Raw genomic sequence first — 15527 nt, 5'->3', positions numbered from 1 at the left:
AAAAAACAACAAAAGCAGGGAGTTAGTGATGACTGCTCAGGTTTCTTCACCGGGGACTCAGTCCATGGATGCCACGCAAAATGAAGTGCTGGCCGAAGTTCGCAACCACATTGGTCACCTGACCCTCAACCGCCCCACCGGCCTCAATGCCCTGACCCTCGACATGGTGCGCAACCTGCACCGGCAACTCGACGCCTGGGCCCAGGACTCGCAGGTGCATGCAGTGGTGCTGCGCGGTGCCGGTGAAAAAGCCTTTTGCGCCGGTGGCGACATCCGCTCGCTGTACGACAGCTTCAAAAGCGGCGATACCCTGCACGAAGATTTCTTCGTCGAGGAATACGCCCTCGACCTCGCGATCCACCATTACCGCAAACCCGTGCTGGCCTTGATGGACGGTTTTGTCCTCGGCGGCGGCATGGGCCTGGTGCAAGGCGCGGATCTGCGCGTAGTCACCGAAAAAAGTCGCCTGGCGATGCCGGAAGTCGGCATCGGCTACTTCCCGGACGTCGGCGGCAGTTACTTCCTGCCGCGCATCCCCGGTGAACTGGGGATTTACCTGGGCGTCAGCGGTGTACAAATCCGCGCGGCCGATGCGCTGTATTGCGGCCTGGCCGACTGGTATCTGGACAGCGCCAAACTGAGCACGCTGGACGAGAAACTCGATAAGCTGGAATGGCACGACACGCCGCTCAAGGACCTGCAGAGCCTGCTGGCGAAACTCGCCGTCCAGCAATTGCCGGATGCCCCGCTCAGTGCATTGCGCCCGGCCATCGACCACTTCTTCGCCCTGCCCGATGTGCCGAGTATTGTGGAGCAATTACGCCAGGTGACGGTTGCCGACACCCATGAGTGGGCGGTCACCACCGCCGACCTGCTGGAAACCCGTTCACCCCTGGCCATGGGCGTCACCCTGGAAATGCTCCGCCGCGGACGCGAGCTGCCCCTTGAACAGTGCTTCGCCCTTGAGCTGCATCTGGACCGCCAATGGTTTGAACGCGGCGACTTGATCGAAGGCGTACGCGCCTTGCTGATCGACAAAGACAAGAATCCGCGCTGGAACCCACCGACCCTTGCGGCACTGGACGCCGAGCACGTGGCGAGTTTCTTCAGCGGGTTTGACCGGAGCGGGAGCTGAACCATGCACGATATCGAATTGAGCGAAGAGCAAGTCATGATCCGCGACATGGCCCGGGACTTTGCCCGTGGCGAAATCGCCCCCCACGCCCAAGCCTGGGAAAAGGCCGGCTGGATCGACGACGCGCTGGTGGCGAAGATGGGCGAACTGGGCTTGCTGGGCATGGTGGTGCCCGAGGAATGGGGTGGCACTTATGTCGACTACGTTGCCTACGCCCTGGCGGTGGAAGAGATTTCCGCAGGCGACGGCGCGACGGGCGCGTTCATGAGCATCCACAACTCTGTCGGCTGCGGGCCGGTGATGAACTACGGCAGCGAAGAACAGAAACAGACCTGGCTGGCCGATCTGGCCAGCGGCAAGGTCATCGGCTGCTTCTGCCTGACCGAACCCCAGGCTGGGTCCGAAGCGCACAACCTGCGCACCCGCGCCGAACTGCGCGACGGCCAGTGGGTGATCAATGGCGCCAAACAGTTCGTCAGCAACGGCAAGCGGGCAAAACTGGCGATTGTGTTTGCCGTCACCGATCCGGATTTGGGCAAGCGCGGTATCTCGGCCTTTCTCGTGCCGACCGACACGGCCGGTTTTATCGTCGACCGTACCGAACACAAGATGGGCATCCGCGCTTCCGACACCTGCGCCGTCACCCTGAACAACTGCACCATTCCCGAGGCCAACCTGCTTGGCGAGCGCGGTAAAGGTCTGGCGATTGCGCTGTCCAATCTTGAAGGCGGACGCATCGGCATCGCGGCGCAAGCGTTGGGCATCGCACGTGCGGCGTTCGAAGCAGCGCTCGCCTACTCTCGCGACCGTGTGCAGTTTGGCAAACCGATCAATGAACACCAGAGCATCGCCAACCTGCTGGCCGACATGCACATGCAGTTGAACGCTGCGCGGTTGATGATCTTGCACGCGGCACGGTTGCGCACGGCCGGCAAGCCTTGCCTGTCAGAAGCGTCACAAGCCAAGCTGTTCGCGTCGGAAATGGCTGAAAAGGTCTGCTCGTCCGCGATTCAGATTCATGGCGGATACGGTTATCTGGAAGACTATCCGGTGGAGAAGTACTACCGGGATGCGCGGATCACGCAGATCTATGAAGGGTCGAGCGAGATTCAACGGATGGTGATTGCCCGCGAACTGAAGAACTATTTGGTGTGAAGCTCTAAAAGCATCGCTGGCAAGCCAGCTCCTACAGTGGATTCGGTCGTACGCACATGTTGTGTATACCCGAAAACCTGTAGGAGCTGGCTTGCCAGCGAAGGGTCGAGCGAGATTCAACGGATGGTGATTGCCCGCGAACTGAAGAACTATTTGGTGTGAAGCTCTAAAAGCATCGCTGGCAAGCCAGCTCCTACAGTGGATTCGGTCGTACGCACATGTTGTGTATACCCGAAAACCTGTAGGAGCTGGCTTGCCAGCGATAGCGTCAGCAGCTACGCCACATTACTGACCGACGAACTCCGCCTCGCGCTTGGCAATAAACGCCGCCATCCCTTCCTTCTGATCCTGCGTCGCAAACGCCGCATGGAACACCCGACGCTCGAAGCGCACACCCTCGGACAGGCTCACTTCGAATGCACGGTTGACGCTTTCCTTGACCATCATCGCAATCGGCAACGACTTCTTGGCGATCAACGCTGCGACTTTCAGCGCTTCGTCCAACAGTTCATCACTCGGCACGATCCGCGCGACGATACCGCAACGTTCCGCTTCCACCGCATCGATCAAGCGCCCGCTCAGGCACATTTCCATGGCCTTGGCCTTGCCCACGGCGCGGGTCAGGCGCTGGGTGCCGCCCATGCCCGGCAGCACGCCGAGGTTGATTTCCGGCTGGCCGAATTTGGCGTTATCGCCGGCCAGAATGAAATCGCACATCAGCGCCAGCTCACAGCCACCGCCCAACGCGAAACCGTTGACCGCCGCGATGATCGGTTTGCGGCGGTTGGCCACGCGATCGCTGTCGCTGAACAGGTCATCGAGGTAGATCTGCGGGTAGGTCAGCTCGGCCATTTCCTTGATGTCGGCACCGGCGGCGAAGGCCTTTTTCGAGCCTGTCAGCACAATGCAACCGATGTTCGAATCGGCTTCCAGGCCATCGAGGGCATGGTTCAGTTCGCCGATGATCTGCGCGTTCAACGCGTTCAGGGCTTGCGGACGGTTGAGCGTGATCAGGCCGACGCGGCCGTGGGTTTCCAGCAAAATCGTTTCGTAGTTCACAAGGGACTCCTTCTTATAAGTTGCGCGAAATGACCATGCGCTGAATATCGCTGGTGCCTTCGTAAATCTGGCAGACCCGCACGTCGCGGTAGATCCGCTCCAGCGGGAAGTCGTTCAGGTAACCGTAGCCGCCGAGGGTTTGCAGCGCCGAAGAGCATACCTTCTCGGCCATTTCCGAGGCGAACAGTTTGGCCATAGACGCTTCGACCAGCGCCGGTTTGCCGCTGTCTCTCAAGGCTGCGGCGTAATGCACCATTTGCCGCGCAACGGCAATCTGGGTGGCCATGTCGGCCAGGCGGAACGCTACAGCCTGATGCTCGATGATCGGTTTGCCGAAGCTTTCGCGCTCACGGGCATAGTCGCGAGCCGCTTCAAACGCGGCGCGGGCCATGCCTACCGATTGCGAAGCGATGCCGACTCGACCGCCTTCGAGGTTGGCCAAAGCAATCTTGTAGCCTTCACCCTCCTCGCCCAAACGGTTGGCCACCGGGACTTTTACGTCTTCGAAAAGGATCTGGCAGGTGTCGGAGGCGTGTTGACCGAGTTTGTCTTCGACCCGCGCAACTTTGTAGCCCGGCGAATCGGTCGGCACGATGAACGCGCTGATCCCGCGTTTGCCGGCGCTCGGGTCGGTCACCGCAAACACGATCACCACCCCGGCGTTCTGCCCGGAGGTGATGAACTGCTTGCAGCCGTTGAGCACGTAGTGGTCGCCGTTCAGTTTGGCCCGGGTTTTCAAACCACTGGCATCGGAACCGGCCTGGGGTTCGGTCAGGGCGAATGCGCCGAGCATCACACCGCTGGCCAGCGGCTTGAGGAAGCGTTCTTTCTGGTAGTCGTTGCCGTAGTGCAGGATCGGCACGCAACCCACCGAGTTGTGCACGCTCATGATGGTCGAGCAGGCACCGTCGCCCGCAGCGATTTCTTCCAGGGCCATGGCGTAGGCCAGGTACCCGGTGTCGCAACCGCCCCACTGTTCCGGCACCAGCATACCGAAGAAACCCAGCGCGGCCATTTCACCGATGGCTTCCTTGGGGAATCGATGCTCACGGTCCCACTCGGCAGCGAACGGTTTCAGGCGTTCCTGGGCAAAGTCCCGGGCCGCGTCGCGAATCTGCTGTTGTTCGTCATTGGGAATCATGACAAGTCCTTAATGTGTAATTGTCCCCTGTAGGAGCTGCCGCAGGCTGCGATCTTTTGATGTTGATCTCCAAGATCAAAAGATCGCAGCCTGCGGCAGCTCCTACAGGGATTGTTCATGCTTTAGTAGAGGCATTCCACGGCCATGGCCGTGGCTTCACCGCCACCAATGCAAATCGCCGCAACACCACGCTTCAAGCCTTTCTGCCGCAGGGCCGAGAGCAAGGTCACGATAATCCGCGCACCGGACGTACCGATCGGATGGCCCAGGGCACAAGCACCGCCATGAACGTTGAGTTTTTCATGGGGGATTTCCAGCATGGTCATGGTCACCAGGCTCACCACCGCAAAGGCTTCGTTGACTTCGACCAGATCGACATCGTTCAGTGACCAACCGGTTTTCTTCATCAGCTTCTTGATCGCACCCACCGGCGCCACCGGAAACAGGCTCGGGGTGTCGGCAAACGCCGCGTGCCCATGAATCACTGCCAGCGGTTTGAGGCCGCGCTTTTGCGCTTCGGAACGACGCATCAGCACCAGAGCCGCCGCACCGTCGGAGATCGAACTGGAGTTGGCCGCCGTCACGGTTCCGCCGTCGCGGAACGCCGGTTTCAGCAAGGCGATCTTGTCGAGCTTGGCCTTCGGCGGCTGCTCGTCGTTGCTGATCGTCACCTGCTCTTTGCCGACCGTCACGGTCAGCGGCACGATCTCGTCCTTGAAGCTACCGTCCTTGATCGCCTGCTGTGCGCGGGTGGTCGAGGCAATGGCGAAGGCGTCCTGAGCCTCACGAGTGAAGCCATGGGTTTGCGCGCAATCTTCGGCGAAGGTGCCCATCAGGCGACCTTTGTCGTAAGCGTCTTCCAGACCGTCGAGGAACATCGAATCCAGCACCCGGCCGTGGCCCATGCGGTAACCGCTGCGAGCGCGGTCCAGCAGGTACGGCGCATTGGACATGCTTTCCATGCCACCGGCGATCACCACGTCGGCGCTGCCGGCGAGCAGCATGTCGTGAGCCAGGATGGCCGCTTCCATGCCGGAACCGCACATCTTGTTCAGGGTGGTGCAGCGGGTCGATTTATCCAGCCCGCCGCCCAGCGCTGCTTGACGCGCCGGGGCCTGGCCGAGGCCAGCAGGCAGCACACAGCCGAACAGCACTTCATCGACCGCATCGCTGGCGACGCCGGCGCGTTCCACTGCGGCCTTGATGGCCGCGGCACCGAGTTGCGGCGCGGTCAGGCTTTTCAGTTCGCCCTGAAAAGCACCCATCGGGGTACGCACGGCGCTGACGATGACAATTGGATCGTTGGATTGAGTCATGACAAATCCTCCTTACTTGGCCGCCATGCGCAAGGCACCGTCGAGACGGATCACCTCGCCGTTGAGCATGCTGTTTTCAATAATATGCTTGACCAGCCCGGCATACTCGCCCGGTTTGCCCAAACGCGGCGGGAATGGCACGCCAGCGGCCAGGGAATCGCGAACTTCCTGGGTCATGCCGGCCATCATCGGCGTTTCGAAAATGCCCGGTGCGATGGTCATCACGCGGATGCCGAAGCGCGCCAGTTCACGGGCGGCAGGCAAGGTCAGGCTGACAATCGCACCTTTGGACGCCGCGTAAGCTGCCTGACCGATCTGGCCGTCGTAAGCCGCCGCAGACGCGGTGTTGATGATCACACCGCGCTCGCCATCGGCGTCCGCTTCGGTTTCGGCAATTGCCGCCGCCGCCAGACGCAGCATGTTGAAACTGCCGATCAGGTTGACGTTGATCACTTGGCTGAAACTGGACAGCGCATGCGGGCCGTTCTTGCCGAGGATCTTTTCGCCGCGCACGATACCGGCGCAGTTGACCAGACCGTTGAGACCACCGAAGGCTTTGACCGTGGCCTGCACCGCGGCTTCGGCAGCCGCTTCGTTGCTGATGTCGGCGACAACACTCTGCGCGCCCAGGCGCTGGGCCTGCGCCGCGACCGCTTCGGCGTTCATGTCCACCAGCATCACCTTCGCGCCGGCTGCGACCAGCACTTCAGCGGTGGCTGCACCGAGGCCGGAAGCCCCGCCGGTGACGATAAAAACCTTGTTCTCGATCTGCATCACTGTTTCCTTGAATTCAAGCTGAAACGTTCTTCGCCGCGGCTTCTTTAGCCTTGGCGATTTCCTGATTACGCAAAATAAAGCGCTGCAATTTGCCACTTGGGGTTTTCGGCAATTCACTGACAAATTCGATTTCACGGGGGTACGAATGCGCCGCCAGACGTTTGCGCACGTGTTGGCGCAGTTCTTCGGCGAGCTCTGGTGCGGCGCGGTATTGCGGGCTGAGCACGACGAACGCCTTGACCAGTTCGGTGCGTTCCGGATCGGGCTTGCCGACAACGGCGGCTTCGACCACGGCCGGGTGCTCGATCAGCGCGCTCTCGACATCAAACGGCCCGACGCGATAGCCGGAGGTGGTGATCACGTCGTCGCTGCGGCCGACAAAGCTGATGCTACCGTCCGGGTTCCACTCGACGGTGTCGCCGCTCAAGTAATAGTCGCCAACAAAAGCCTTGGTCGGCGCGCCTTCGTAGCCGGCGAACCAGCACATCGGCGACTGGGTGCGGTCGATGGCCAGAATGCCCGGCTGGCCGACGCCCAGTTCCTGGTACTTGTCATCCAGCACCACAATCCGATGACCGGGCGAGGCGAAACCGGCGGCGCCCATGTGAATCGGATGCTCCAGGCCGTGGTGGTTGCACAGCACCATGCCCAGTTCGGTCTGGCCGTAGTGGTCGTGAATGACCACGCCGAGGTTGTCGGCGAACCAGCGAATCACTTCCGGGTTCAACGGTTCGCCCGCGCTGCTGACGATGCGCAGCTTGCCCTTGATCGATTTGGCGAACTCATCGCCACCGGCAATCAGCAAACGATAGGCCGTCGGCGAACCGGTGAGGTTGGTGATCCCGTATTTGTTGATCACCCGGCAAGTGCTTTCGAGGGTGAACGGGCCATCGTAAAAGGTGATCGGATGCCCCATGGCCATGGGCCCTGTGACACCAAAATAAATGCCGTAGGCCCAACCCGGATCGGCAACGTTCCAGAAGGCGTCTGCAGGGCGCAAATCGACGGCGTCGCGGGTGTAGGCCTCAAAGGCGACGATGGCTTTGAGTGGCACCGACAGCGCTTTCGACGGACCGGTGGTGCCCGAGGTGAACATCAGCAGGAACGGGTCTTCGCCAGTCAGTAGCACCGGTTCACAAGCAGCGGGGAAATTGGCCAGCTCGGCCCAGAAACTGAAATCACCGCGCACGATGCCCTGCCCTTTGGCGCCAGCGACGGTGACGATGGTCGGGCAATCAGCGACTTCGGCGAGTTTCGAGCGGTTGACCGCGTCGGTGACCACCACTTTCGCGCCAGAGCTGCTCAGACGGTGCTCAATGGCTTTGGGGCCAAACGCGGTAAACAGCGGTTGATACACCGCGCCGATGCGCCAGGTGGCGAACACGGTGATCAGCAGTTCGATATTACGTGGCAGGAGACCGGCAACCTTGTCGCCTTTTTTCACGCCTTGCGCGAGCAGGAAATTGGCGAATCGCGCAGCCTTTTCTTGCAGGTCGGTGAAGGTGTACGTCGCGCTGGTGCCGTCGCGGCCTTCCCAGAACAGGGCGATTCGACCCGGCAAGGCATGGCGATCGCAACATTCGACACAGGCGTTGAGGGCCGTCAGATCACCGGCAAGTGCGGCATCGACGGTGTGCTGATAATTGAACTGAGAAGTAGCAGACAAGTAATCGCGCATTGCCAGAATCCCTCTGTTTTCTTATTAGGTTGGGGAACCGTAATCAACAGGGAAATACTCGCTCTGCGCGGAGTGTCGGGCAATGGTCAAAGTTATCAAGTTGCCTGACTGGTTTGGCCAAAACCCGCAAGGCGTCAGGAAACGAAGCGCACGCCAGGTTTGGCGCGCTCGTCGACGCTCAGCTCAAACACGTCCGGACGCGCGTAATGCAGGCTGCGATCTTTAAAAAAAGATCAAAAGATCGCCGCCTGCGGCAGTGCCTACTTGGCCGCCATCAGCCGATTGACTTCACTGCGCACCATGTTGGCGAATTCCGGAGGCGACATGCCGTCCAGCTCGGACCGCACCCACTCGGCCCATTTGCCTTTGCGCTTGGCCCGCTCGCCAAACAACCGAGCGGCTTCGCCCTTGGCTTTGCCCAAATTGTTTTGCCACAGTTCGAACAGACGGGACTTCTCGTCTTCCAGCGCTGCACGCTCGGCAAGGGGTTTGTCGGCCAGATTGAAGCTCATGGGAATTTCCTGCTGCGTAAAATTGGCGACATCTTACACTGTAGGACGAAACGTCCTGCGCCGGTTTTCAGCAAAATTGCGTCCCCGAGGCTATCTGGCTGCAACTTTTCCAGCGGCGGCAGACTCCACTGTTCACTGTCCACTTACCTGCAAGGAGTACGTCAATGGCCCGGAAAACCAGCACGCCCGCCGCCGAAGAACAAATCAAGGATCTGGCCTTCAGTGAGCTTTCGGCACTGATCGAAGAATCGGAAAAGCTGCTCAAGAGCAGTGCTTCACTGGTCGGTGAGGACGCGGAAACCCTGCGCGAGCAAATCGCCCTGAAACTCCAGCAAGCCAGGGATTCGGTCACCCGCGTTCGCGACCGCACTTTACCGGCGGTCGAAGCCACGGAAACCTACATTGGCGGGCATCCATGGCAAACCGTGGCCATTTCCGCCGGGTTTGGGCTGGTGGTGGGCTTATTGCTCGGCCGTCGCTAAGCCCATCATTTGCAGCACCGAAGCCCCTGCAGGAGCGAGCCTGCTCGCGATGGACCCAAGAACGCCGCGCTTACCCAGTAAGCACGCGTTTTCGTTGACGTCCATCGCGAGCAGGCTCGCTCCTGCAGTTCCAGATTCAGACCCCGGCCAATTCCCGCAGATTCGCCAATGTCTGCGCATCAAGCACAATGCCTCCCGCCCGGGATTTTGCGCGCTGATGATGACGCCGATCCCCCGGCAGCCGCTTCAGCCCCACACTGTGCATTTGTCGCACCAGCTCCTGGCTGCGCTCGGCAAAACTCTGCCCGGCCGCCTTGCGCGGGTCGATCACGATCAGCAACTGACCGGTCCACGGCGTTTTCGCGCCGGGGTGATTCTTCCAATCGAACTCGAAGGAGAAATTGCCCCCGGTCAGCGCTGCCGCCAACAACTCGACCATCATCGACAACGCCGAACCCTTATGCCCGCCGAACGGCAGTAACGCGCCGCCTTCAAGTATCGCTTTAGGGTCGGTGGTCGGTTGACCGAGGCTGTCAACGCCCATGCCCTCCGGCAAACGTTCGCCCTTGCGCGCAGCAATCTGTACATCGCCATGGGCGATGGCGCTGGTGGCCAGGTCGAAGACAATCGGCGCACCGTCAGCACGTGGCGCGGCGAAGGCGATCGGGTTGGTGCCGAACAACGGGCGGTCGGCACCGTGGGGCACCACGCAGGTCATGCTGTTGACCACGCTCAAGGCCACCAGGCCTTCATCCGCGAAGGGCTCGACGTCCGGCCACAGCGCGGCGAAATGGTGCGAATTACGAATCGCCAGCACTGCAATCCCGGCGCTGCGGGCCTTTTCAATCAGTAACGGACGCGCGGCCGCCAACGCCGGTTGCGCGAAACCGTTACCGGCATCGACCCGGACAAAACCCGACGCCACGTCCTCGACCACCGGAACCGCCTGGCCATTGACCCAGCCGCTTTGCAGCGTCGACACATATCCCGGAATCCGGAACACGCCATGGCTGTGAGCACCGTCGCGCTCGGCGCCTGCACAGTTCAATGCCAGGGTTTTTGCGACCTCGACAGACGTGCCATGGCGGACAAATATTTGTTGGAGCAGCAGAACGAGTGAGTCGAAATCGAGATGTGTTTCGGCCGAACTGACTGCCGTTTCAGGCGATGCGGTCATCAGAAGCTCCAGTGTTTTTTATTGTTAAGCACGTTGACTCGCCGATTAATCGCTTTCTTGTGGGCTCGCTGTCAAGTCTTCAGAACATCTTCGGATGAGCAATATGTACCGCACTCGAACAATGCCCTGCCCCTACTGTTTTCCTCATTCAGCAAGCTGCGGTTGATCGACGCTTGCATTCACGGAGGAAACACCATGACTGATCCATCAAAGCCTTATTTTTTTGACGAGGCCACCAATGCTTCGAGGCAAAAGCAACCCGGTGAGCGGGAAAAAGAACGGGGTTTGAACAAAGATGACCTGAACTGGTTGCAGGCGGTTTATCTGCCAACGCATGCAACCCGCACCGCCAATGTAAAACCCATGGCCGTTCACCAGTTCCGGTTGGACTTGCCTGGTGGGACTGCCACCCCGCTCGCCGGTGCCTTCGCGATGAGCCAGTCCGCCGGGGGTGATGTTGTGCTTTACACACCCTGGAAAGGCCTGAGCAAATTCGCCGACATGGGCGACCTCAAGACCCATCTGAAAACCTGGCTATCGGAGGAAACCGGAAAACGTGAATTGCTGCGCTTCCTGTCTGTTCAACAACGACACGCCGTGCTTGCAGGCAATACGCCGGACATTTCCACCGAAATCATTGAAGGAGCCGTCTTCGAACACCAGCAAACCGCGCTCAACCTCAATCAGGCACAAAACGTCAACGCAATGCTGGACGAACTGCGCAAGACGCCCACCCTGCAATCGATGCTGGACGAGGCGCTCAAGATCGCACTTTTCCAACCGTTTCCCCTGCTGGACCAGCGCCATACTCGCCTGACCTGTTCACGTCCATCCACCCACACCGAAGATACCGACGAGAAACCAACAGTCACCACTTTTTCGCTGAGCGAAGCCTTGTTGCAGCGATATTTGAATACCCCTTGGCCGACAGACGAAACCAGGGTCTTTTCCAATCCCTCACATGGCGTCAGTAGCGAGGCGGACCAACAGGTTTGGGAAAGCACGCTCATCGACATTGCGGGGGGGTTGCGATTCTGGCTGCAAAACCTGCTCGAATTATTCTGGCAATCCGAAATAAGCAGCGACTTGTCACGCGAAGCGTTTTTTGCCGAGTGCCTGCGTGACGCCTTTCACCTCGACCTCCTGCTCAAACGTCAGGAAGGGACGTTGACTTCAGACGAATATTTGCGGCTGATGAACGTCAGTCTGCCACCTGACGCGATCAAGCCGCTGCGCATCGAAAAAGCGCGGGTCTCTGCGCCGTTCAGGCACTCAGTTGAACTGGCTTCCACGCTGATGATCGGCGATAGCGGCACCCCCGGATTCCTTTACACCCAATCCAGGGGTATTGAAGCGACAACCGACTTGGCCGCCCTGCAGAACGTTGTGCTGCAGATGCTGAAGAGTGAAGGCCACGAAGACAACTTGTTCAATTTCATGTCACTGGAAGAGCGCGGCACTTTTCTCTCGCTGGAATCAGATAAGCGCACCGTTACCGGTGTAACGGTCCCCCAACCGATATTCGCGCACGTGATGGCTGACATCCTCAGCAAGCAACGGGACAACCTTCACTACGCCTTGGTGTGCTTTTATCGGAGCAAGGGCCAACATGACCTCCATGCCTTGATGGGAAAGGCACTGGACGTACGCGGCTACATCGATGATCGATTGCTGGCAGTCGACGGTGACGACCGCTGGAAGATTCAGCCGCTTCATCGTTGGGCCGCGCAACCCGCCACGGTGCGTGCAGAGTCTGCGAAAAAACACCTGGAATTGCTTACCACCGTCGACCAGGCCTTGGCGTTAAAGCTGAAAAACCACCCAGCCATTCCCACCGACACCCGCACCGTCGCCCACGCACAAGGGCTCGTCGACGCGTCGATAAAAAGCCTGCAAGCGGACTTCACCCACCTGTATGCACTGGGACTGAAAAGCGAGCTTGACCTACGAACGGCCGACCGCACATTGGGCGCGACGGAACAAGCCATCGTCAAAGCGGTACTGGATAATCCGGTTAGGTTGCAGCGAGCGGCACCGAACAATGTGATACCCGATGTGTTTTCCCTGGCACTCAAGCCGGGCGGCTCTGAAAACCTGTTGAAACTGGCCAGTTGTTTTGTGTTGACCGAACGAGGCGGCAAGGACCCGGCTAAATCAGGTAAAGCGATTTTGTGGACCCCCGCCCTGGGGTTTGAAGCATTCGCGTCATTGGCGCCTTTGCTGGCATCGCTTGAACAACGCCTGCTGGAGCAAGACCAGCGCATCGCTTTGCTGGAGAACCTGGCACGTAGTGAACGGGTACTTGGGCGTGCTTATACGCTGGCGCCACTGCAACAGGTGACGGAAAACTTTCTGGATCATGTGCAAAAACCCTTTGTTCAACTCGACCAGACGAGCGTCACGGATGCGCTCGCCACCACGGCGACCGCAGCGCCCCAGGCCGGCCTGCTGAAGCTGTTGGCACTGCGACAACCACAGACCGGGTTGCACCGCGCCACGCAAATCGCCAAGGCCCTGAGCACTCGACAAAATTTTCCGACATGGCTCGCCAAAGCGTCCATTGAAGATCAGGTGCTGCATGCTGAGTTGCTTCAACAATACCTCAACCACGTCAAGGATGATCAGGACTGCCTGAGCGCCATCCGCCCACTCGCCCGCACGGCGCATCATGAGCTTCAGAAACAGCTTACGACCGACACGTTCAATCTTGATCCGGACAAGATCGAGGTAAAAATCACGACGCCCCAACCGTCGATACAAACCCTCACGGAGTTCGCACTGAGTCATTTCGACGATCTGGATGCGGCCCGCTTCACCGTCAAATCACTCGACAGCTCCCCTATCCCCAAAGGTATGGACACCACCTATATCAAGAGTCTCATTCGTAACCTGAGCCTTGGACAGCGCCATCAGGCCGTACTGAACGACGCTCTTGCGGCGACCCACACCGACGCCGCTGAACGCCGGCATCGATTTGCCTCGCAGTTGCCCTGGCAAATGATGCATTACGCCCACACGGAAAAACTTCGTGAGCGCTTGAGCGCAAGCGGTTTCGACCTGGTCAAGCAAATCATGGACATGCCAGATGCCACCGCACGGGCGGCGGTCAGCGAGGCGAAGGCGATTATCCGGCCACTCGAGCTGGGCGGCATCAAGAAAGACCAGGTCATCCAGGTGCCAGGTGTTTATCTGATCGGAACCCAGGGCAACGACGCTGGCGCACAAGTCCTCGTCGCCCCTTACAGTCCCCGGCATGGCATCAAGGAGTTCGCGGATGAGTCTTCCCTGATGACCGAACTGAAGACGCCCGGCCTGCTGCGCAACTGGTGCATCAACCGATTGCCGACGCTGGAAAAGACACTCTGCAAAGCGCATCTATCCCTCAGCAGCGGGACGCACGGTGCAATCACGCTGGCCTCCAACCCCGTCAAGGGCAACGCGATCGTGCAGCTGTTCAAAGACAATGCGGCGCTGCTTGCGCAACTACTTGGTTGTCAGTCGGACAGCGATTCCCGGGGTGAGTGGGCTACCGCCAAACGCGTGTTGAGCGAAGATGTGCATGAAGCTTTTTCGTTTTGCATGGGCAAACTCATGTACCCGATTACGGTGTGGCGAAGCTTTCGTGAAATCAAACAGTCGGCTGAAGACTTGCAACTGCATCACTGGTCAGCCGCAGTCACCGAACTGATCGGCGGACTGGCGCAGCTCGCCTCGTTGCGTGGATCGATGAAGTCGCCGCAAATACCCTCTCCCACCGTGAACACACCGACAATCGAAACAACCGACGCGCCATTCAAATGGAAAGACATTGACGTCACCGCTCCCGAGCGAACCCGGTTGCAGGGACTAGAGGCAAGTGACATTGACCTGAGTTCATTAACGCTGGACTCGAAACTTGGGCTCTACACCCATCCGACGTCCAAAAAAACCTATGGCCCGGTTGAAGGTAAAGTATTCCCGGTCGAAAAAAAAGGAACCCGATGGCGCATCGGCGCTGGACAGAAACAGGGCCCTTATCTGCGCCAGCAGGTTACGAAACAGTGGATCATCGACTCGGTACCGTTACCATTACCGGAACTGCCCATTGCCCCTACCCAGGGCATGTTGAAACGAATCGAAACAGCCATATCGGTGTGGGCCGGCATGAATGTCGACGCCCACGGCATGGTACAGATTCGTGAACGGTTTCCGGTCAAGGCACGCATAATTCAAGAAAGTCTGGATCATGCAACTGCCTATGTCTGGAACGCCTTCCGCAACCTGGAAGTACTGAAAAACACAGATGATGCGATCACGCCTGTTCATCAAATCATCATGGACTTTGCAGGTTTGCCGGCGGTGCAGCCGGCGCACGTGACCATGATTGAAAATGTAATTGGCAAGATTTTTACGGCACTTCTGGATCCGACACTCAGATCACCCAATACCAAACGCTTTGCGGTAGGACGGCTCCTCGAAGACGCAGAGGGTACCTTCGGCTTCATCGTGCCCACGGACCCGATACGAAAAATCTACCTGGCAGAAAAGTTCTTCTTGCCTGGCTTGGACCACTACCGAAACTACATAACCGAACCAGCCTTTCCGATCCGTGCTCATGCCCGTGCCGCGACTTTGATTCATGAGTTGTCCCACATCGTTTGCAATACCGAGGACATTGCTTATCTCGATTCCAGCAGGCCTTTTCATGAGCTGATCGAAACAACGAGCGAGATGGCCCGCAAGCTTAAGCTGGAGTTAACCGATCTACAGGGCAAGGGATTGTCGATCAGAACGCCACTGCCTGCGTTGTTCACTGAGTACAACCGCGACCTCGGAGTATGGGAAGACTTTGGGCAAACCAGCTATATGGAAACCGATCGACCTTGTAATCAGGTATTGAGGTTGACTGGCCAATTAACCTTGGCCGAGGCCCGTACCGCTTTCAGGAGAGATCCTTTAATCAGATTGGCTGTGCAACTGGGGAATGCCGATAGCGTCACCTTGTTGATCACGCAATTAGGACGGCAACTGCATGTCCGCACCCCTTGATGCTTAAAATAGTTGCAAGTTTGATGGGTAATTGCCATGACGGTTGTTCTCGCCGACTGCCTCCGAG

At 58.9% G+C, this 15527-nt stretch carries 11 protein-coding genes; 4 read left to right on the top strand and 7 right to left on the bottom strand.

Going from position 1 to position 15527, the window contains the following annotated elements; translation table 11 throughout:
- The first annotated feature begins 28 nt into the window (after positions 1–28).
- Together CKW19_RS00585 and CKW19_RS00580 are read left to right on the top strand one after the other, a co-directional pair.
- Positions 29–1135: an enoyl-CoA hydratase/isomerase family protein gene (locus CKW19_RS00585; RefSeq protein ID WP_095056080.1), complete on the top strand. Its 1107-nt coding sequence runs from the start codon at positions 29–31 to the stop codon at positions 1133–1135.
- Positions 1136–1138: 3 nt separating this feature from the next.
- Positions 1139–2290: an acyl-CoA dehydrogenase family protein gene (locus CKW19_RS00580; protein ID WP_095056079.1), complete on the top strand. Its 1152-nt coding sequence runs from the start codon at positions 1139–1141 to the stop codon at positions 2288–2290.
- A 285-nt stretch (positions 2291–2575) separates the two neighbouring features.
- On the opposite strand, the gene CKW19_RS00575 is transcribed toward CKW19_RS00580, so the two are convergent.
- The 6 genes from CKW19_RS00575 to CKW19_RS00550 form a co-directional block, all read right to left on the bottom strand.
- Positions 2576–3349, bottom strand: coding sequence for an enoyl-CoA hydratase (locus tag CKW19_RS00575; protein WP_095056078.1), 774 nt, complete (start codon positions 3347–3349; stop codon positions 2576–2578).
- Between the two features lie 13 nt (positions 3350–3362).
- Positions 3363–4490 (bottom strand): acyl-CoA dehydrogenase, encoded by a 1128-nt coding sequence (locus CKW19_RS00570; RefSeq protein WP_095056077.1) that lies wholly within the window; start codon positions 4488–4490, stop codon positions 3363–3365.
- 122 nt (positions 4491–4612) lie between these two features.
- Positions 4613–5806 carry an acetyl-CoA C-acyltransferase gene (locus tag CKW19_RS00565; protein ID WP_095056076.1) on the bottom strand — a complete coding sequence of 398 codons (1194 nt, stop codon included), beginning with the start codon at positions 5804–5806 and terminating at the stop codon, positions 4613–4615.
- 12 nt (positions 5807–5818) lie between these two features.
- Complete coding sequence (locus CKW19_RS00560) at positions 5819–6580, bottom strand: SDR family NAD(P)-dependent oxidoreductase (protein ID WP_095056075.1); 762 nt, start codon at positions 6578–6580, stop codon at positions 5819–5821.
- Between the two features lie 16 nt (positions 6581–6596).
- A complete protein-coding gene (locus CKW19_RS00555; protein ID WP_095056074.1) occupies positions 6597–8261 on the bottom strand; it encodes an AMP-binding protein in 1665 nt (554 codons plus the stop codon).
- A 260-nt stretch (positions 8262–8521) separates the two neighbouring features.
- The gene (locus CKW19_RS00550) at positions 8522–8773 is read right to left on the bottom strand and encodes a hypothetical protein (protein ID WP_007937833.1); all 252 of its coding nucleotides are present in this window, start codon (positions 8771–8773) and stop codon (positions 8522–8524) included.
- Between the two features lie 164 nt (positions 8774–8937).
- On the opposite strand from CKW19_RS00550, the gene CKW19_RS00545 reads away from it, so the two are divergent.
- Positions 8938–9255 (top strand): YqjD family protein, encoded by a 318-nt coding sequence (locus tag CKW19_RS00545; protein ID WP_095056073.1) that lies wholly within the window; start codon positions 8938–8940, stop codon positions 9253–9255.
- A 136-nt stretch (positions 9256–9391) separates the two neighbouring features.
- Here the strand turns inward: CKW19_RS00545 and CKW19_RS00535 are convergent, their stop codons facing one another.
- A complete protein-coding gene (locus tag CKW19_RS00535) occupies positions 9392–10432 on the bottom strand; it encodes an Ldh family oxidoreductase (RefSeq protein ID WP_095056071.1) in 1041 nt (346 codons plus the stop codon).
- 195 nt (positions 10433–10627) lie between these two features.
- Between CKW19_RS00535 and CKW19_RS00530 the strand changes: the two genes are divergently transcribed.
- Positions 10628–15460 (top strand): dermonecrotic toxin domain-containing protein, encoded by a 4833-nt coding sequence (locus tag CKW19_RS00530; protein WP_095056070.1) that lies wholly within the window; start codon positions 10628–10630, stop codon positions 15458–15460.
- The last annotated feature ends 67 nt before the right edge of the window (positions 15461–15527 follow it).

The sequence above is a fragment of the Pseudomonas sp. Irchel s3f7 genome (genome assembly GCF_900187615.1).
Classification (GTDB): domain Bacteria; phylum Pseudomonadota; class Gammaproteobacteria; order Pseudomonadales; family Pseudomonadaceae; genus Aquipseudomonas.
This window is presented reverse-complemented; position numbering and strand designations above follow the sequence as displayed.